This window comes from Nonomuraea sp. NPDC050547 (genome assembly GCF_044457345.1).
Taxonomy (GTDB): domain Bacteria; phylum Actinomycetota; class Actinomycetes; order Streptosporangiales; family Streptosporangiaceae; genus Nonomuraea.
Genome location: NZ_JBITGW010000006.1, coordinates 375,065 through 392,057 on the forward strand (window position 1 = coordinate 375,065; position 16,993 = coordinate 392,057).

Sequence of the window (16,993 nt, forward strand, 5' to 3'; positions counted from 1 at the left end):
TCCTCAGTTGATACCCCCTGAGGGTATAAGCAAGACCGCTCCGCTGGCTATTCCCAGTCCCAGGGAGACCGCGGCGCAGACGTAGGCCACCCACCCGTTGCCCGCCGGCTCGCCCTCCCCGCCGGCGTACAGCGGCCGGATCCAGCGCAGGTAGTAGAACAGGCTCGCCACCGTGTTGAGCGCGGCCACCACCGCCAGCCAGGCGTAGCCGCCCTGCCACGCCGCCGCGAACACCAGCACCTTGCCGACGAACACCGCCGTGGGCGGCGTGCCCACGAGCCCCAGCAGGCAGACCACCAGCGAGAACGCCAGCCAGGGCGAACGCCTGCCCAGCCCGGAGTATTCGGAGAGCCGGTCGGTCCCGGCCGCCGCGACGACCGCGAACGCGCCCAGGTTCGTGACCGCGTAGGCGGCCACGTAGAACAGCAGCGCCGGCTCCGCCAGGTCGCCGCGGCCCGCCATCGCCACCGGCACCAGCAGGTACCCGGCCTGGCTCACGGTCGAGTACGCCAGCAGGCGGCGCACGTTGTCCTGCGCGAAGGCGGCCAGGTTGCCCAGCGTCATCGTCACCGCCGCCACGACCGCCAGCAGCATGGGCTGGTCGAAGACGTCCTGGGCCAGCCGGTACAGCGCCACGAACGCGCCCGCCTTGGGCGCCGTCGTCAGGAACGCCGCCACCGGCCTGGAGGCGCCCTCGGCGGCGTCGGGCACCCAGAAGTGGCCCGGTACGCCGCCCGCCTTGACCAGCATCCCGGCCAGCAGCAGCACGACGGCCACGCCGGGGGCGGCGCGGTCCAGCTCGGGGTAGGCGGTGGCGCCGGCCGTACCGTAGACGAGGGTGACGCCGGCCAGCATGAGCACGCCGAGGAAGGCGCCGAGCAGGTAGTACTTCAGCGCCGCCTCGGTGCCCGCGGCGTCCTTGGCGAAGCCGGTGAGCGCGTAGGCGGGAATGCTCGCCAGCAGGTACGCGGCCACCAGCACCAGCAGGTCGTCGGCCCCCGCCAGCACCAGCGCGCCGAGCGCGGCCAGCATGACCAGCGTGTACACCTCGCTCTCCCGCCGGTCGCCGCGGGCCCAGGATCTGGCCAGGGGGAGCACGAGCAGGGTGGTGGCGGCGACGGTGAGGCGGGCGACGTTCGTGGGCAGGTCGACGGCGAACGACTCGAAGGCCATCACGTCAGGGCCGCCGACGACGGCCAGCGTCGCGGCGAGCGAACCGGCCAGGGCCGCGGCGCAGATCCAGGCCACGACGCCCTGCCGTTCGCGCGGCACGAACAGGCCGGTCAGCAGGCCGAGCACCGCCCCGGCCAGGATGAGCAGTTCGGGGAGCAGGTCGAGCGGGTTCTCCGCCATGCCGGTCATCGGCTCACCAGGCCCACCAGCACGGCGGAGAAGGGTTCGACCAGGTCCAGCAGCCAGCGCGGAGCCAGGCCGATGACCAGGGACAACACCAGGAGCGGCGCGACGGCCGCCAGCTCGCGCGGCCGTACGTCGGAGATCTCCAGCTCGCCCGGCGCGCCGAGGAAGGCGCGGTGGAAGACGCGCAGCAGCAGCGCGGCGGTGATGAGGATGCCGAGGATGGCCAGCACTCCCGCCACGACCGCGCCCGCCCCGATCACGCCGGTGAAGATCTGGAACTCCGCGATGAAGCCCGACAGGCCCGGCAGGCCGAGTGAGGCGAACGCGGCGACCGCCACCATCGTGGTGAACACCGGAGCGGTCCCGGCGATCCCCCCGTATTTGCCGATGTCATAGCTTCTGGCCCGATCCCAGAGCACGCCGGTCAGCAGGAACAACGCCCCCGTGATCAGCCCGTGGCTGACCATCTGCGTGACCGCGCCGCTGACCGCGAGTTCCCTGGCCCGCTCGGCGCCCGGGGCCAGCCCGGCCGCGCCGAGCGCCAGCACGATGTAGCCCATGTGGTTGACCGAGGTGTAGGCGATCAGGCGCTTGAGGTCGTCCTGGGCGAGGGCGACCAGCGCGCCGTAGAGCACGCTGACCACGCCCACCGCCATGATCACCCAGGCGTACGCGCGCCACGCCTCCGGCAGCATCGGCATCGCGATCCTGGCGAAGCCGTACGTGCCCATCTTGAGCAGCACGCCGGCGAGGATCGCCGAGCCCGCGGCCGGGGCGTCGGTGTGCGCGGGCGGCAGCCACGTGTGGAACGGCACCGTCGGCGTCTTGACCGCCAGCCCCACCCCGATCGCCAGCAGCACCACCGCCGGGACCATGGGCGGCTCAGCGGCCAGCTCGACCATGTCGAACGTCCCGCCGCCCAGGTAGAGGCCGATGAAGCCGAGCAGCAGCGCGAGCGAGCCGAGGAAGGTGTACAGGAAGAACTTCAGCGCCGACCTGGCCCGGTCGCCGTGGCCCCAGCCGGCGATCACGAAGTACATGCCGACGATCGACAGGTCGAAGAAGACGAAGAAGACCAACAGGTCGAGCGCGGCGAACAGGCCGATGGAGACGGTCTGCAGGAACAGGAACAACGCCGCGTACGATCTCGGCCGGCGGGTCTCGCGCCACGAGTAGACGGCGCACAGCAGGAACAGCACCGCCGTCATCGCGATCAGCGGCAGCGACAGCCCGTCCACGCCGACGTGGTAGCCGGCGCCGACCGACGGGATCCAGCGCAGCCGGGTCTCGTAGCCGATGCCGCCGTCGTAACCCAGCCACATGGCCACGACCAGCGCCAGGTCCACGGCCGTGGCGCCCAGCCACACCCAGCGGGCGCTGACCCGGGGCACCGCCAGCAGGGCCGCGGCCACCAGGGGCAGGAAGATCACCAGATCGAGCACGCTCACCTCACCAACGCGATCGCGACGGCCAGGATGATCAGGCCGACGGCGGCCTGGGCGAGGTAGGTGTGCACCTGGCCGGTCTGCGGGCGCCTGGCCAGCCGCCCCAGCCCCAGGGCGGCGGCGCCGACCGCCCGCACCACGCCGTCCACGCCCATCTCGAACGGCGTGCGCGCCAGCCTGGCCGCCGCCATTCCCAGCCTCGGCACCGCCTCGACGGCGCCGTCGACCACCCGGTCGTCGAACCACGCCGCCCCTCTGGCCAAGGAGAGCAGCGGCCGCCACACCACGGCCCGCGCCGCCGCCTCCAGTCCCAGCCAGCCCGTCAGCGGGCGGGGCTCGGGCGGGCGTACCAGCGCGGTGAGCACGGCGGCGGCGGCCAGCGCCCCCGACAACGCCAGCGATCCCGCGTCCACCCGCGCGGCGCCGGGGTCGCCCAGCAGCCCGGACCACCAGGCCCAGACCGCGGGCAGCCCGACGACGCCCAGCACGGCGGCGCCCACCGCCAGAACCGGCAGCGGCGCCCAGGAGAGCGTCTCCGATGGCCGCCCGTCCGAGCGGGAACCCCGCCAGACCGCGACCAGCGCCCTGCCCGCGTAGGCGGCCGACAGTGCACCGGCGGCCAGCCCGACCGCGTGCAGCCAGGGGTCGTGGACGGCCGCCAGCACGCTGTCCTTCGTCACCCACAGCGACAGCGGCGGCAGCCCGGCCAGCGCCAGGGCGCCCACGGCGAAGCTCGCCCCCACCACCGGATAGCGGCGGCCCGCCCCGCGCAGCCCGGACAGGTCCTTGGTGCCGAGGACGGTCAGCCACGCGCCCGCGCCCAGGAACAGCAGGCTCTTCACCGCCGCGTGCGCCACCAGATGAGCCGCGCCCCCGGCCACCGACCCCATCACCATGAACCCGAGCTGCGCGCACGTGGAGGCGGCCAGAAGCTGCTTGAGGTCGCGCTGGGCCAGCGCCACGCCGCCGAGCAGCAGCGCGGTCAGCCCGCCCGCCCAGGCCACCAGCGGCCCCGCCCACCCCGTCGCGACGAGCAGGGGCTGCACCCTCAGCAGCAGGTACGCCCCCGCGGCCACCATCGTCGCCGAGTGCAGCAACGCCGAGACCGGGCTCGGACCGGCCATGGCCCGCGACAGCCAGAAGGAGAACGGCAGCTGGGCCGACTTGCCGAGCGCGGCCAGCACGATCCCGCCCGCCACCAGGTCCCGCCACGGCTGCGCCAGCTCGGGCAGCCCGGCCAGCCCGAGCACCTGCCCGGACGTTCCGCCCGCCGCGTACGCGGCGAAGGCGGCGCCCGCGGCCACGTACAGGCCGAGGTCGCCCGCGCGCGTGGTCACGAACGCCACCCCCGCCGAGGTCACCCGGTCGCCGTCGCGCCACCAGTAGCCGATGAGCGCGTACGACATCGCGCCCATCACCTCCCACCCCATCAGCAGCACGGTCAGCTCGGTCGCGGTGACGGTCGCGAGCATCGCGCCGACGAAGATCAGCATGAGGCCGTAGAACCTGGCCTCCCGCAGCTCGCCCGTGGCGAACACCAGCACCGCCAGCGCCACCGCCGCCACGGTCACCACCATCACGGCCGACAGCCCGTCGACCGCGAAGCCGGAGGTGAAGACCAGGGGGAAGCTCGTCGTGGGCCGGGCCACGGCGGCCCAGACGGCCAGCGCGAGGGTGGCCGCCGCGGTGGTGACGGCTGTGGCGCGCGGGGCCCGCCGTACCAGGAGGAGCAGGGCGCCGGCGGCCGCGGGCAGGATCCAGATCATCCCTTGAGGTCCCCCGCGCCGTCGGTGGTGTCCACGTCCCGGGCGCGGAAGATGGCGGTGGTCACGGCGAAGCCCATCGCCATCTCCAGCGCCATCACGGTGACCGCGACGAGCACGAGGACCTGGCCGTCGGCCGTCCGGGGTGCCACGAAGTACCAGAAGGCGCCGCCGGCCACGATGAGGCCGTTGATCATGAGCTCCAGGCCCATCATGAGCATGACGATCGACTGCTGGGACAGCGCGCCGTACAGGCCGATCGCGAACAGCGCGGCGGCCAGCAGCAGGAAGCCCTCAAGCGTCATAACGGCCCCGCCGCGTCGCCAGCACCACCGTGGAGATCATCGTGGCCAGGATCGCGACCCCGATGACCATCATGACCAGCATCTTCTGCCCCATGATCGACATGCCGAGAGCCTCGGTGGGGTCGGGCGGCGGCGCACCCCTGCGGTCCGGCCAGTCGGCCAGGAAGATCCCGGCCACCAGCAGTGCGAACACCGCCGCGGAGATGGCCGCCGCGCCCTTCTTGTTGTGCAGCATCGACATGGGCATCAGCCCCGCCGGGTTCATCATGAACATGATCATGAAGACGGCCATCACCAGCATCTCCATGATCATCATCAGGATGATCAGCGCACCGAGATAGCGCAGGTCGATCAGGAAGAACGTCGCCCCGACCGCGATCAGCGAGGCCAGCAGGGCGAACGTGGCCCGCGCCATCGAATCCACCACGAACACCGCGATCCCGCTCGCCACCGCGAGCACCGCCAGGATCCAGAACGCCATCACATCACCACGATCCCGACGACGAGCAGTTGCAGCAGGGACAGCGGGATGAGCACCATCCAGGCGAACGTCATGAACCTGTCCATCCGTACGGCCGGCACCCGCCGCCCGATCCCCGCGAACAAGGCCAGCACGGCCACGGTCTTCACCGCCGTCCACGCCCACGCGGGCAGCCAGGGTCCGGCCCCGCCGCCCAGGAAGAGCGGCACCGCCGCCGCGGCCGCCACCACCAGCAGCGCGTAGCGCCCGGCGAGGAACACCAGCCGATCCGGCCCGGCCAGTTCGGCCGTCACCCCACCGGCGATGCCGGCCCCCGCCGGCTCCCCCATCGGCCCCCAGAACGCCATGGCCAGGGCCGAGATCAGGTACACGAGGAACGCCACCGGCATCCACACCACGAACCAGAGCCCCCGCTGAGCCGCCACCACGTCGGCGAACCGCAGCGACCCCGCCCCCAGCGCCACCGTGATCAGCGCGAACATGTGCGGCAGCTCGTAGGCCAGCCCCTGGGCCACGAACCGGTACCCCCCGACCAGCGGGAAGACCGAGTTCGCCCCCCAGCCGGCCAGCCACACCGCCGCCCACGCGCCGACCTCCATCGCGTTGAACCACACGATCCCCACGCCCAGGTCCAGCACCGCCCGCTCGCCCACGGGCAGCACGAGCGCGGCCAGCACCGCGACGACCGGCAGCGTCACCACGCCGAGCCGGGTGAGCGGCAGATCGGGCAGAAGCGTGCGCCGGCGCTGCACGACCAGCCCGCGCGCGACACCCGCCCAGTTCCTCTCGCCGAGGGCGATGGCGGCCACCAGCACCCCGAGCCCACCCACCAGCCCGGCCACCTCACCCACGCTCCTCACCTCGTTCATGGGCCGCCTCGGGGGAGAGCTGGGCCAGATCGGGATCGAGACTGGCCACGATCAGCCTCGCCTCGGCCAGCTCGGCGCCCTCCAGAAGTCCGGGCAGGAGTTCCAGAGCGCCCCGGCTCCACCCGGCCGACCCAGGGCCGTCTCCCCGGTCATCTCCCGGCGGTCCCCCGTCTACGGTCAGCGGTGTGCGGTCCTGTAGCCGCCCGATCGCGTCACCGGCCGCGTCCAGCCGACGGTGGACCCGGTCCAGCACGTCTCCGGCCAGGAAGGCGTGATCCCTGTCGACCTGGCCGAGCCCACGCAGCATCCAGGCGAGCACCCGCGACCTCCGCACCCGCCGGGCGAAGCGCGCGTAGCCGGCGACCACGTCCCCGTCGTCGCGCGGGAGGCGGTCGTGTAGGAGACGGTCGCGTAGCAGGCGGGCGTGTGGGAGATGGTCGTGTAGGAGACGGTCGCGTAGCAGGCGGGCGTGTGGGAGATGGTCGTGTAGCAGGCGGTCGCGCAGGTGGCGGGCGGTACGGGCGGCGTCGGGCCAGCCGGCCACGGCGAGGAGGCGGCCGAGGCTGTCGAGGTGCGCCGCGGCCCGGCGGCGTTCGGCGGCGCCCCGGGTGACCGGCTCGCCCTCGGCGGCGGCCAGCCAGGGCTCGTCCCAGAAGCTCCGCCCGGCCCCGGGACGCCCCGTCACCACGACGGCCCGCTGGATGACGTCACCCTGCATGACCGTCTCGACGACGAGCCCGTCCGGCCAGTCCGCCAGCACCGGCCCGAGAGGCACGTGCAGCCGGTCAAGCATGAGCCCGTCCCGATCCGGCCCACGCCCGGCCATCGCCACCCCGCCCACAACCCCCATATGACCCTCATGCCCGCCCGAGGACCCGCCGGAGTGCCCGCCCGAGGACCCGCCCGAGGGGCCGCCGGAGTGCCCGCCCGAGGGGCCGTGCTCGTCCTTGGGTGCTTCCGTGGGGGTGAGCATGGCGCCCGCGCCGCACGACATCGTGTGCTCGGCCTCCTCGGGCCGCCAGGCCGTGGTGAGATGTTCCGCCGCGTCCCGTAGCTGGGCGGTCTCGTCGGCCAGTGACTCGCGGGCCCGTTCCAGCGCGGCCCGCACCTCCTCCGCCGTCGCGTCCGCGGGCAAGGACACGCGGGCCCTCGGCCCCGGCACGTCGTTCCACACGGTGTCGGCCGCCGCGGCCAGCCTCTCTCCCAGCGGCCCGCAGGTCACCAGGACCGCGGCCGCCGCGGGTGAGCGGGCCTGTGGCCAGCCGCACGCCTCGACCAGCAGACGAAGGCGCGTGCCGTACGGCCCGGCGACCACCAGGACCGCCGGCCGGGAGGCGGCGCGCCGCAGCAGCCACCCCCTCAGACCCACCGCAGCGCGCCTTCCCGCCAGGCGTAGACCACCCCGGCCATCAGCAACCCGAGGAAGAGGAACATCTCCACCACCGCGACCGTCCCCACCTCGGCCACGACCAGCGCCCACGGGTACATGAACACCATCTCCATGTCGAAGGCCAGGAAGATGAGCGTCACGGCGTACCAGCGCACGTGGTAGCGGGACAGGGCGTGCTCGGCCGGCCGCGCACCCGACAGGTACGGCCCCGCGCGCAGCACTCCCCGCGGCGCGACGACCAGCGAGACGCAGTAGACGCCCGCGATGCCGACCGCGAGCAGGATCAGCACGACGAGCACGCCGGCCACCCCCTCACCAAGCTACTAAGATCCGTAGTTCCCTGATGAGTGGACGCCAACCATCACGCGCGTGGCCCCCGCCGCGTCCGGCGAGGGCCACCGCCCGGCCCGCGTGACCTGCGGCGATCAGCCGGACACGGTGATCGTGTCCGCCTTGTCGTCCGCCGGGGTCTCGTCCAGGGGGCGTCTGCGGGCCAGCCGTACCCCTGCCAGGGTGACCGCCGCACCGCCCAGCCCCGCCAGCAGCAGCGCGTACGGCGGGAAGCCCGCGGCCTCGTCCGCCGCCTTCCCAGCAGGCGCCGAGACCGGAGCCGGGGCGAGAGCCGGCGCCGGCGCCGATGCCGGGGCCGATGCCGGGGCCGCCACCACCCGGTCAGCGGAGCCGCCGGCCGGGAAACCGGGCGGGCGGATCGCGCCCCAGTAGTCCTTGCCGTCCCCGCGCAGGTCCTTGGGCGGCGGGTTGACCTTCAGGGCGCCGGGCACGGTGAGCGTGCCGACGTCGTGCTCCTTGAACAGCCCTTGGATGCCCTCCACCTTCCACGTGCCCTCGGGGACGGCGATCGAGGTCACGTAGTGGCCCGCTTCCGGCCGCGCCGTACCGTCGAAGGTCATGACCTTGCCGTCGGCGGCGGTCAGCCGCAGTCCCGTCTTGCCCAGGTCGCCCTCGAACGGGTGCGTGCCGTGCTGCAGCACCCAGAAGCCGACCGTGTAGGTCGTGCCGGACTGGAACCGGTCCGGCAGCGGGTCCAGATACGTCATCGCCCAGCCGCCCGCGTTCGCCGGTGCCGCGAGCCAGCCCGCCGCCAGGACCAGCGTGGCGGAGAGCACGAACAGGAGTCTTCTCATGACTACACCTCCGCTGCTTGTACACCGCGAGCGGGACCGGAGGTTCCGGGCCGTAAACTGGCGTGCATGTATGAAGTCGTCGCCGCCCTCGTCCCGCCCGCGGTCGTGGCCACGGCCTTCCTGCTCGGGGTGCGTGCCGTACTCAAGCGGGAACGCGCCGACCGCGAACACGAGCGCTCCGAGTCCGCCACCCGCCCGGCCGCCCAGTAGTTTCTAGGTAAACCCGCTGCGAGGCCGCAGAATGGAGGGGACGGCGAGGGAGCGAGGAGTCCTGCCCCGTGCCCGCCCCCAACCGCGAGAACCTGGCAGCGATGCTGGACGTGCTCGTGTACGAGAACGTGCTCATCGCCTGGCGGCGCCTGTCGTTCGGGCGATACGAGATCGTGTCCAGGGACGGCGAGGAGATCATCCTGTCCAGCGCCCACGCGGAGATGTGGGCCGTCGGCGCGTTCGCCGTCTATCTCGCGCTGGTGGACCAGGGGCGGATCAGCCCGCGCATGCCATGAGTTTCCCGTGGTGTTCCCGATCATCCGCGCCGGTCACGACGTAGGTTGGGCGGAACGCCGTTGGGAGATGTGGAGGGTCATGGCCGAGGACGAGCGCCCGAACCGGATTCATCAGCTCTTGTTCGGAGCCATGTCGCTGGCGGGGCCGCGGGTGCAGCGACGGCTGCTGCGCGGGTACTTCGATCTCTGGCACATCCGCGCCGACCCGTGGAGCGTCACGGTGGACGCGTACGAGCGGGAGAAGTACAAGGCCACGCTGGAGCAGGTGCCCAGGCGTGACTACAGCCGGGTCCTCGACGTGGGGTGCAGCGAGGGCTGCTTCACGATGCTCGCCTCCGCGGCGCACCCGGAGGCCGAGACGGTCGGGGCGGACATCTCCCACCGCGCCCTGCGCCGGGCCCGCGAGCAGGCGGCCCGCACCGGGTCGTCGGCCACGTTCGTGCTCCTGGACATCCTGACCGAGGACGCGGGCGGGCCGTACGACCTGATCTTCGTCGGCGAGCTGCTCTACTACCTGGGCAACACCCCCGCGGTGGCCGACCGGCTCGCCGGGCTGCTGGAGCCCGGCGGCCACCTCGTCCTCACCCACTCCCGCCCGCAGGCCCGCCTCCTGCACACCCACTTCGACGGCCATCCTCAGCTGAGGAGCCTGTCGAACGAAGACGGCGAGCACGACGGCCGCTTCTACAACGTCGCGGTCTACGAGCGGACCTGAGGGCTTCCCGGAGCCTCCGGGAAGCCCTCCACGCTCAGAGGCGTTCGAGGAGCGCGCGCATCTGGGCCACCTCGGCCTGCTGGGCCGTCTCGATGGCCTTGGCCAGTTCCTTGGCCTCGGGGTCCGCGCCCTGCTGCTGCTCGGTCCTCGCCATGTCGATCGCGCCGTTGTGGTGGGCGATCATGAGCTCGGCGAACATCCGGTCGAACGCCGCCCCCTTGGCCGCGGCGAGCTTCTTCATGTCGTCCTCCGACATGATTCCGGGCATGGCGTGGTCCATGCCGCCGGTGGGCAGGGGCTTGCCCCACTCCTGGAGCCAGCCCTGCATGGTCTGGATCTCCGGGTCCTGCGCCGCCTTGATCTTCGCGGCCAGGTCCTTGATCTCCTTGTCGGCGGCGCGGCCCACGGCGAGGTCGGCCATCTCGACCGCCTGCCGGTGGTGCGGGATCATCATCTGCGCGAACATGACGTCCGCGTCGTTGAAGGCGGCGGAGGTCGCCGATGAGGTCGAGGTCGCGGCGGCCGGTGCGGGCGGCTCGTTCCCCCCGCAGGCGGTGAGCAGGACGAGCGCCCCCGCTCCCGAGGCGACGGCCAGCGAGATCCGGCGAGACGTACTGATGAACATGGTGAACTGAACTCCCGTCAAAGATGAGATAAGGCCTGACGAACACCAGGTCGGCCTATATGCGCATCACGGAGAGTTCGGTGAGCCGAGGCGGCGCCCGCGCCACCCCACGCACCCGCCACGTCCGGCGGACGGCCCGCAGGGGCCACGGCAGCATCCCGGCCCACACGACGGCGAGCAGCAAGAACACCATCGACGTCAGTACGGCCAGGCACACCACCCCGGGATCCAGCCCCGGCAGTCCATTCCCCTGGTCCAGCGCCACCGGCGCCTGTGCCACGGCGGCATGCCCCTTGTCATGGGAGAGGTGGCCGAGCGTGTGCATCCCGCACACCCCGACCACGAGCAGGACGAGCAGCAGCGTCCGCCCGAGCCGAAGCACCATGCTCACCCCCCAAGACAACTACCAAAAATAGTAGCAAGGGCCGGGCGCTGCAGCACCCGGCCCCACCACCTCGCACACCGTTCAGACCACGACGGCCTCGTAGCCCACCTCTTCCACGACGTCGATGATCCGCGCGTCGGCCACACCGTCGGCGGTCACGGTCACCCGCCCGGTCGCCAGCTCCACGTCCACCTGGGACACGCCGTCAACCTTGCCGATCTCGCCCTTCACCTTGTTGGCGCAGCCGTTGCAGGTCATCCCGGTCACCGCGAACGTCGTCGTGCTCATCTCGTCCCAACCCCTTCACCATAGATACCCCCAATGGGTATGGTCAGCAACATACGCACCCGACAGCCGGGAGCGCAAGTCCTGCCAATATACCCTTAGGGGGTATAGTCCTCCCCTATGCGAACCCTCAACAAGATCATCGTGGTGGGCGCCTCGCTCGCCGGCCTGCGTGCCGTGCAGTCGCTGCGCCAAGAAGGCTTCGACGGCGAGATCACCCTCGTCGGCGCCGAGACACACCCGCCCTACAACCGGCCGCCGCTGTCCAAGGGCCTCCTGCGCGGCGACGACGACATCCTCCTGCCCGGCGCCGGCGAGCTTGACGACTCGTGGTCGCGCGGACGCACCGCCGTACACCTGAATCCCGCGACCAGGACGCTCACCCTCGACGACGGCGCCGAGCTCGGCTACGACGGCCTGGTCATCGCCACCGGCGCCCGCCCGCGCCCGATGGAGGCGGCGCACACGCTGCGGACCCTGGAGGACGCGCTCGCCCTGCGCGCCGAGTTGGAGCGCGGGCACGAGCACGTGGTGGTGGTCGGCGCCGGGTTCATCGGCGGGGAGGTCGCCTCCACCGCCCGCGAGCTGGGGCTCAAGGTCACGCTGATCGACTCGGGCCGCTACCCGATGCACGCGGGCCTGGGAGACGTGACGGCCGCGTGGCTGGCCGGGGTGCACGAGCGCAGCGGCGTCGAGCTGATCTCGGGCGTCCGGGTGCGCGCGGTCGAGGAGGGCCGGGTGCGGCTGGCCGACGGGCGCGCGATCCCGGCCGGCCTGGTGGTGGCGGGCCTGGGCGTGGTGCCGAACACCGAGTGGCTCGACGGCAGCGGGCTGCCCGTCGACGACGGGGTGCTGGTGGAGGAGACGCTGTTCGCGCGCGGGTCCGCGCGGATCGTGGCCGCGGGCGACGTGGCGCGCTGGCCCCACAGCCTGTACGGCGGCGCCATGGTCAGAGTCGAGCACTGGTCCAACGCCAACGAGCAGGGCGCCGCCGCGGCCCGCAACCTGCTGGCCGGCCCCGGGGAGTCCCGGGCGTTCACCGACGTGCCGAACTTCGCGACCAGCGTGCACGGCAGCCGCGTCCAGACCGCCGGCCTGCCGCATCTGGCCGACACCGCGACGGTCGTGACCGGCTCGCCGGAGGAGGACCGGTTCGCGGTGGCCTTCACCCGCGAGGACGTCCTGGTCGGCGCGGTGGCCGCCAACTCCCCCAAGGATCTGATCAAGCTCAAGCGCCGCATCGCGGCCGGACAGCCTATCTACGACGACCAATAGTAGTATCTGCTCATGCCCAGAACCCTCGCCTGTCTTCTCCTGATCCTGGCCGCCACCGCCTGCGCGCGGGAACGGCCCGCCACCGAACAGGATCCCGGCATCGGCCACGTCCACGGCGTCGGCGTGGACCCGGCCGACGGCGCGGTCTACCTGGCCGCCCACTACGGGCTGTTCAAGGTCACCGGCGAGCGGAGCGCCCAGCGCGTGGCCGGGCGCGTCCAGGACCACATGGGCTTCACCGTGGTGGGCCAGAAGACGTTCCTGGCCAGCGGCCATCCCGGCGAGGCCACCCCTGACGCCCCGCCGAACCTGGGCCTGATCCGCACGACCGACGCGGGCGTCACCTGGACCACCGTCTCGGAGGAGGGCAGCGCCGACTTCCACGCGCTGGAGCCCGCCGGCGCCGACCTCTACGCGTTCGACAGCGTCACCGGCCGGGTGCGCGCCAGCGGCGACGGCGGCAGGACCTGGACGCAGGGCGCCGCGGAGCAGGTGAACGACCTGGCCTTCTCGGGCGACCGCCTCTACGCGGCCACCCGGGACGGCCTCAAGGTCAGCGCCAACCGCGGCATGGACTTCGAGCCGGTACGCAAGGCGCCCCCGCTCACCCACGTGGCGGCGGCCGGGAAGCTGACCGGTGTCGACACCGGCGGCAGGATCCATTCCAGCGGCGACGGCGGGCGTTCGTGGCGGTCGGCGGGCACCCTGCCGGGCCCCGCGGTAGCCTTCGCGGCGGTCGGAGGGAACCGCCTGCTGGCGGTCACCGAGGACGGGGTCGTGCACGACTCGGGCGACGGCGGTGGTGTGTTCAACGTACTCTTCAGACCGGCGAATACCTGATGCCCGGAGAGACCTGAATGCCCAAAATGCCGAAGACCCTCGTGATCCTGGCCGCCGTGCTCGGCGTGGTCGTGCTGGCCTACGCCGTACCGGCGATCATGCTGGCCGGAGAGGTGCCACCGGGCACCAAGGTCGCGGGCGTGGACATCGGAGGGCTCTCACCCGAGGAGGCGCGCTCGCGGCTGGAACGCGAGCTTCGCCCCCGTGCCACCCGGGCGATCGAGGTGACGGCGGCGGGCAGGAAGACCCGGCTGGAGCCGTCCGAGCTCGGCCTGTCCGTGGACGTCGCGGCCACCGTGGCGGCGGCGATGGACGGCGCCTCGACCCCGGTCGGCGTCGTGCGCTCGATCTTCGGCAGCCGCGAGCTCCAGCCGGTCGTCAAGGTGGACGAGCAGGCGCTGACCGAGCGGATCACCGCCCTGGCCAAGACCGTGGACCGCAAGCCGAAGGAAGGCGTCATCTCCTACCGGGGACTGGAGCCGCGTACGGCCATGCCGAAGAAGGGGCTGGCCCTGGACCGGGCGGCGGCGGCCGGCGTCGTGCGCCGGGCCTTCCTGGGCGACGGCGGGCCGGTGGAGCTGGTCACCAGGACGCTGCCGCCGGCCGTACCGGCGAAGGAGGTGCGCCAGGTGGCATCGACCACGGCGCGTACGGCCGTCGCGGCCGACTTCACCGTGACCAGCGGCACCCGCGAGGCGGCGATCACCCGCGCCGAGATGGCCGCGGGCCTGAGCTTCACCGGCGACGGCGGCACGCTGAAGCCGGCCTTCGACGCCAAGGCGGTGGCCCCCGGCCTGGAGAAGCGGCTCGTCGAGGCGGGCCAGCTCCCCCGCGACGCCACCTTCAAGATCGTGTCCGGGCGGCCGAAGGTCGTGCCCGCGCGCGACGGCAAGGGCATCGACGACAAGGAGCTCGGGACGGCCGTGGCCGAGGCGGTGGCGGCCGGCGAGCGCACCGCCAAGGCGCCGGTCAAGGTCACGCCGGCCAGGCTGACCACCGAGGCGGCGGGCAAGCTGGGCGTCAGGGAGCGGGTCGCCTCCTACACCTCCAACCACCCGTGCTGCGCGCCGCGCGTGACCAACATCCACACGATCGCCGACATCGTCGACGGCCACGTGGTGAAGCCCGGCGAGACGTTCTCACTCAACGGCCTGGTCGGCAAGCGTGACAAGGCCCGCGGGTTCGTCGAGGCGCCCATGATCCTCAACGGCCGCTTCGTGGACGACGTGGGCGGCGGCGTCTCCCAGTTCGCCACCACGATGTTCAACGCGGTCTTCTTCGGCGGCTTCGAGGACGTCCAGCACATGCCGCACATGTACTACATCTCGCGCTACCCGGCGGGCCGCGAGTCGACGGTGTCCTACCCGCAGCCGGACTTCCGGTGGAAGAACGACTCCAAGTACGGCGTGCTGATCAAGACCTCCTACACCTCGACCTCGATCACCGTGCAGTTCTGGAGCACCAAGCGGTACGAGGTCGAGTCGCAGAGCTCCGCCCGCTACAACATCAAGAGCTTCCCCACGCTGAAGGAGTCCGGGCCCAAGTGTCAGCCGATGAGCGGCGTCCAGGGCTTCACGATCGACGTGTGGCGGATCTTCAAACGGGACGGCAAGGAGCTGCGCAGGCAGAAGTTCACCACCGTCTACCAGCCCGAGCCCAAGCTCACCTGCACCCCCTGAGTCAGCGAGGCTGGTAGACACAGCGCTGCCCGGTCTGCACGGTCGCGCGCAGTTCGGCCCCGATGACCGGGTCCGCCTCCGCGATCCGGCCGATCGCCCGCCGGATCGCCTTGCCCACCGAGATCCTGGCCCGCTCGTCGGTGCCGGCGAACGACCGGGTCCGCCCGCCCAGCCCCGCCGCCGCCGCCAGCTCCGTGACCAGCCAGTCGTGCTCGGCACGCAGCGCCGTGGCGCGTTCCAGATCGTTCATGGACTCCAGTTCGTCGATGTCCTCCTGCAACTGGCCGAGCCGTTGCTGGTAGGCGCGCTTGGCCTCCTCGTCCAGCAACGGCTGGGTGGAGATCGCCTCGGTCGCGGCCGGCCCGGTGACCAGGTCACCGGCCCGGACCTCGCGCCCGGGGTTGGCCAGCAAGGTCGCCAGATGGCCCATGCCCACGCTGTGGTCCACGTGCGCGCAGCGGGTGCCGAACTCGAACTGCCACTGCGGCCCGCGCCTCCTGCACACCACCTTTCCGGTACGGCGGGCCGTACCGGAGGGCGAGGCGGGCAGCGCCATCCCCATCTCGGCCGCCTCCTGCGCGGCCAGTTCCAGCTCCCGCTCGGCCGGTTCGCCGCGCAGGGCGAGGGCCTGGCCGAGCCGCCAGCGCGACAACGCCACGGCGGGCCAGTGCCCGAGCGCCAGGTTGGCCCGGACGGCCTCGCCGAAGTGGATCACGGCGCGGGCGAGGTCACCGGTGGTCAGGCTGGCGACGCCCAGCGGGTGGTGCACCGAGCCGAGGCAGGCCACGCCCAGGCTGGTGATCGCCGGCAGGTGGGCGTAGGGCCGCAGCAGCTCGTACGTCTGGGTGGACAGGTCGGCGTCGCCCAGCAGGTGGGCCGCCTCGGCCACGCCGTACAGGGTGGTCAGCCACACGCTGGAGCTGGGCAGGCGGGCGAGGTCCTGACCGCGCAGGCGCGCCAGCATGTTGACGGCCAGGCGGTGCTCCCCCGCCCCCGCGGCCGCCGTGGCGGTGGCGGCGAGGTAGGAGTAGTCGAGGACGCCGAGCACCGAGGAGTTCACCAGCTCGGTGAGGATCGGCAGCAGCTCGGGCAGGCGCCCCTGGTACCAGCGCACGATCGCCACCTGGCCGCTGGGCCAGCCCGCGGCGTCGATGTCGCCGGCCCGCGCGCCGCGTTCCCCGCTCTCCGCGGCGAGCTTCTCGGCCTGGGCGAAGCGGCCGGCCCTGATGGCGAGCATCACGTCGATCGCGCTGACGATGAAGCCGACGGCCAGGTGGTCGGTCTCGTCCAGGAGCGCGCGCAGCTCGTCGAGCGAGCGTCCGGCGTGCGGGTGGCCGGCCAGGAACAGGTCGACGGTCCGCCACATCAGCCCCATCATCAGGTCGCCGCGGCGGCCGGTCCTGCTGGCCTGGCCGATCATGTCCTCGGCGAGCTCGTGGCGTAGCACGCCGTGCTCGGGGCCGAGGACGCAGTGGTGGGCGAGGCTGAGCGTCTCGGCCAGCGCCACCGGGTCGCCCGAGTGCCTGGCCTGGGTGAGCATGGCCAGGATCGCGGCGTGGCGGCCCGCGCGGTAGTCCTCCTCGCCGCACAGGCGGGCGCGCAGCCGTAGCGCCAGCGGCGAGCGCGGGTCGATCAGGGTCAGGGCATGGCGCTGCCGTACGCGGATCGTCTGCGCCTCGGCGGCGGTGCGGTGCTCGTGCACCCAGATGCCACCGAGGCCGAGTGCCGCCCTGGCGAGCGCCACGGCGTCGCCGTCGCACTCCGCCTCGTGATAGGCGGCGTCAAAGTGGTGACGTGCGGTGTTCAGGTCCCCCTCGGCGTGCAGAGCACGCTCGCCCTCGATCAGGGAGATCGTCGCCGTCCCGCATGCCCCCCATTCTCGCACCGTGCTCACAAGTCAACCCTCTCCGGTTCATGTGATTACGG

The 16,993-nt window shown here is 72.5% G+C and carries 19 protein-coding genes; 6 read left to right on the forward strand and 13 right to left on the reverse strand.

Going from position 1 to position 16,993, the window contains the following annotated elements:
* Positions 1-3 precede the first annotated feature (3 nt).
* The 9 genes from ACIBHY_RS18020 to ACIBHY_RS18060 all read right to left on the reverse strand — a co-directional run bounded on the left by ACIBHY_RS18020 (position 4) and on the right by ACIBHY_RS18060 (position 8,757).
* A complete protein-coding gene (locus ACIBHY_RS18020; RefSeq protein WP_397307242.1) occupies positions 4-1,362 on the reverse strand; it encodes an NADH-quinone oxidoreductase subunit N in 1,359 nt (452 codons plus the stop codon).
* Positions 1,359-2,807, reverse strand: coding sequence for a NuoM family protein (locus ACIBHY_RS18025; RefSeq protein WP_397307243.1), 1,449 nt, complete (start codon positions 2,805-2,807; stop codon positions 1,359-1,361). Before ACIBHY_RS18025 ends, ACIBHY_RS18020 begins: the two co-directional genes overlap by 4 nt.
* Positions 2,804-4,570 carry a proton-conducting transporter membrane subunit gene (locus ACIBHY_RS18030; RefSeq protein ID WP_397307244.1) on the reverse strand — a complete coding sequence of 589 codons (1,767 nt, stop codon included), beginning with the start codon at positions 4,568-4,570 and terminating at the stop codon, positions 2,804-2,806. Before ACIBHY_RS18030 ends, ACIBHY_RS18025 begins: the two co-directional genes overlap by 4 nt.
* Positions 4,567-4,872: an NADH-quinone oxidoreductase subunit NuoK gene (nuoK, locus tag ACIBHY_RS18035; RefSeq protein WP_379609576.1), complete on the reverse strand. Its 306-nt coding sequence runs from the start codon at positions 4,870-4,872 to the stop codon at positions 4,567-4,569. Before nuoK ends, ACIBHY_RS18030 begins: the two co-directional genes overlap by 4 nt.
* The gene (locus ACIBHY_RS18040; protein WP_397307245.1) at positions 4,862-5,353 is read right to left on the reverse strand and encodes an NADH-quinone oxidoreductase subunit J; all 492 of its coding nucleotides are present in this window, start codon (positions 5,351-5,353) and stop codon (positions 4,862-4,864) included. Before ACIBHY_RS18040 ends, nuoK begins: the two co-directional genes overlap by 11 nt.
* Complete coding sequence (locus tag ACIBHY_RS18045) at positions 5,353-6,222, reverse strand: NADH-quinone oxidoreductase subunit H (RefSeq protein ID WP_397307247.1); 870 nt, start codon at positions 6,220-6,222, stop codon at positions 5,353-5,355. The genes ACIBHY_RS18040 and ACIBHY_RS18045 overlap by 1 nt, the downstream gene beginning before the upstream one ends.
* Positions 6,197-7,591, reverse strand: coding sequence for a hypothetical protein (locus ACIBHY_RS18050; RefSeq protein ID WP_397307249.1), 1,395 nt, complete (start codon positions 7,589-7,591; stop codon positions 6,197-6,199). The genes ACIBHY_RS18045 and ACIBHY_RS18050 overlap by 26 nt, the downstream gene beginning before the upstream one ends.
* The gene (locus tag ACIBHY_RS18055; RefSeq protein ID WP_397307250.1) at positions 7,582-7,911 is read right to left on the reverse strand and encodes an NADH-quinone oxidoreductase subunit A; all 330 of its coding nucleotides are present in this window, start codon (positions 7,909-7,911) and stop codon (positions 7,582-7,584) included. Before ACIBHY_RS18055 ends, ACIBHY_RS18050 begins: the two co-directional genes overlap by 10 nt.
* Positions 7,912-8,037: 126 nt before the next feature.
* Entirely contained in the window at positions 8,038-8,757 is a 720-nt protein-coding gene (locus tag ACIBHY_RS18060; protein ID WP_397307251.1) for a hypothetical protein, read from the reverse strand.
* Positions 8,758-8,823: 66 nt separating this feature from the next.
* Between ACIBHY_RS18060 and ACIBHY_RS18065 the strand changes: the two genes are divergently transcribed.
* From ACIBHY_RS18065 to ACIBHY_RS18075, 3 genes are all read left to right on the forward strand, one after another.
* Positions 8,824-8,967 carry a hypothetical protein gene (locus ACIBHY_RS18065; RefSeq protein WP_184974673.1) on the forward strand — a complete coding sequence of 48 codons (144 nt, stop codon included), beginning with the start codon at positions 8,824-8,826 and terminating at the stop codon, positions 8,965-8,967.
* A gap of 68 nt (positions 8,968-9,035) precedes the next feature.
* Positions 9,036-9,263 (forward strand): hypothetical protein, encoded by a 228-nt coding sequence (locus tag ACIBHY_RS18070; RefSeq protein ID WP_397242093.1) that lies wholly within the window; start codon positions 9,036-9,038, stop codon positions 9,261-9,263.
* A gap of 79 nt (positions 9,264-9,342) precedes the next feature.
* Entirely contained in the window at positions 9,343-9,978 is a 636-nt protein-coding gene (locus tag ACIBHY_RS18075) for a class I SAM-dependent methyltransferase (protein WP_397307252.1), read from the forward strand.
* 34 nt (positions 9,979-10,012) lie between these two features.
* Here ACIBHY_RS18075 and ACIBHY_RS18080 read toward each other — a convergent pair whose 3' ends face one another.
* The 3 genes from ACIBHY_RS18080 to ACIBHY_RS18090 all read right to left on the reverse strand — a co-directional run bounded on the left by ACIBHY_RS18080 (position 10,013) and on the right by ACIBHY_RS18090 (position 11,276).
* A complete protein-coding gene (locus ACIBHY_RS18080; protein ID WP_397307253.1) occupies positions 10,013-10,603 on the reverse strand; it encodes a DUF305 domain-containing protein in 591 nt (196 codons plus the stop codon).
* A 55-nt stretch (positions 10,604-10,658) separates the two neighbouring features.
* Complete coding sequence (locus tag ACIBHY_RS18085; RefSeq protein ID WP_397307254.1) at positions 10,659-10,994, reverse strand: hypothetical protein; 336 nt, start codon at positions 10,992-10,994, stop codon at positions 10,659-10,661.
* A 75-nt stretch (positions 10,995-11,069) separates the two neighbouring features.
* Positions 11,070-11,276 (reverse strand): heavy-metal-associated domain-containing protein, encoded by a 207-nt coding sequence (locus ACIBHY_RS18090; RefSeq protein WP_184974662.1) that lies wholly within the window; start codon positions 11,274-11,276, stop codon positions 11,070-11,072.
* Positions 11,277-11,393: 117 nt separating this feature from the next.
* On the opposite strand from ACIBHY_RS18090, the gene ACIBHY_RS18095 reads away from it, so the two are divergent.
* The 3 genes from ACIBHY_RS18095 to ACIBHY_RS18105 are packed head-to-tail and all read left to right on the forward strand — an operon-like array spanning position 11,394 to position 15,067.
* The gene (locus ACIBHY_RS18095) at positions 11,394-12,548 is read left to right on the forward strand and encodes an NAD(P)/FAD-dependent oxidoreductase (RefSeq protein ID WP_397307255.1); all 1,155 of its coding nucleotides are present in this window, start codon (positions 11,394-11,396) and stop codon (positions 12,546-12,548) included.
* Between the two features lie 12 nt (positions 12,549-12,560).
* Positions 12,561-13,388 carry a F510_1955 family glycosylhydrolase gene (locus ACIBHY_RS18100; RefSeq protein ID WP_397242082.1) on the forward strand — a complete coding sequence of 276 codons (828 nt, stop codon included), beginning with the start codon at positions 12,561-12,563 and terminating at the stop codon, positions 13,386-13,388.
* Between the two features lie 26 nt (positions 13,389-13,414).
* Positions 13,415-15,067 (forward strand): VanW family protein, encoded by a 1,653-nt coding sequence (locus ACIBHY_RS18105; RefSeq protein ID WP_397307256.1) that lies wholly within the window; start codon positions 13,415-13,417, stop codon positions 15,065-15,067.
* A 1-nt stretch (position 15,068) separates the two neighbouring features.
* Here the strand turns inward: ACIBHY_RS18105 and ACIBHY_RS18110 are convergent, their stop codons facing one another.
* Positions 15,069-16,961, reverse strand: coding sequence for a hypothetical protein (locus ACIBHY_RS18110; protein WP_397307257.1), 1,893 nt, complete (start codon positions 16,959-16,961; stop codon positions 15,069-15,071).
* Positions 16,962-16,993 lie beyond the last annotated feature (32 nt).

What these genes read in the sequence shown, in the direction of transcription:
- ACIBHY_RS18020 (WP_397307242.1), bottom strand. Translation starts at nt 1,362, where the DNA reads ATGACCGGCATGGCGGAGAACCCGCTCGACCTGCTCCCCGAACTGCTC.
- ACIBHY_RS18030 (WP_397307244.1), bottom strand. Translation starts at nt 4,570, where the DNA reads ATGATCTGGATCCTGCCCGCGGCCGCCGGCGCCCTGCTCCTCCTGGTA.
- nuoK (WP_379609576.1), bottom strand. Translation starts at nt 4,872, where the DNA reads ATGACGCTTGAGGGCTTCCTGCTGCTGGCCGCCGCGCTGTTCGCGATC.
- ACIBHY_RS18040 (WP_397307245.1), bottom strand. Translation starts at nt 5,353, where the DNA reads ATGGCGTTCTGGATCCTGGCGGTGCTCGCGGTGGCGAGCGGGATCGCG.
- ACIBHY_RS18045 (WP_397307247.1), bottom strand. Translation starts at nt 6,222, where the DNA reads ATGAACGAGGTGAGGAGCGTGGGTGAGGTGGCCGGGCTGGTGGGTGGG.
- ACIBHY_RS18060 (WP_397307251.1), bottom strand. Translation starts at nt 8,757, where the DNA reads ATGAGAAGACTCCTGTTCGTGCTCTCCGCCACGCTGGTCCTGGCGGCG.
- ACIBHY_RS18065 (WP_184974673.1), top strand. Translation starts at nt 8,824, where the DNA reads ATGTATGAAGTCGTCGCCGCCCTCGTCCCGCCCGCGGTCGTGGCCACG.
- ACIBHY_RS18075 (WP_397307252.1), top strand. Translation starts at nt 9,343, where the DNA reads ATGGCCGAGGACGAGCGCCCGAACCGGATTCATCAGCTCTTGTTCGGA.
- ACIBHY_RS18080 (WP_397307253.1), bottom strand. Translation starts at nt 10,603, where the DNA reads ATGTTCATCAGTACGTCTCGCCGGATCTCGCTGGCCGTCGCCTCGGGA.
- ACIBHY_RS18090 (WP_184974662.1), bottom strand. Translation starts at nt 11,276, where the DNA reads ATGAGCACGACGACGTTCGCGGTGACCGGGATGACCTGCAACGGCTGC.
- ACIBHY_RS18095 (WP_397307255.1), top strand. Translation starts at nt 11,394, where the DNA reads ATGCGAACCCTCAACAAGATCATCGTGGTGGGCGCCTCGCTCGCCGGC.
- ACIBHY_RS18100 (WP_397242082.1), top strand. Translation starts at nt 12,561, where the DNA reads ATGCCCAGAACCCTCGCCTGTCTTCTCCTGATCCTGGCCGCCACCGCC.
- ACIBHY_RS18105 (WP_397307256.1), top strand. Translation starts at nt 13,415, where the DNA reads ATGCCGAAGACCCTCGTGATCCTGGCCGCCGTGCTCGGCGTGGTCGTG.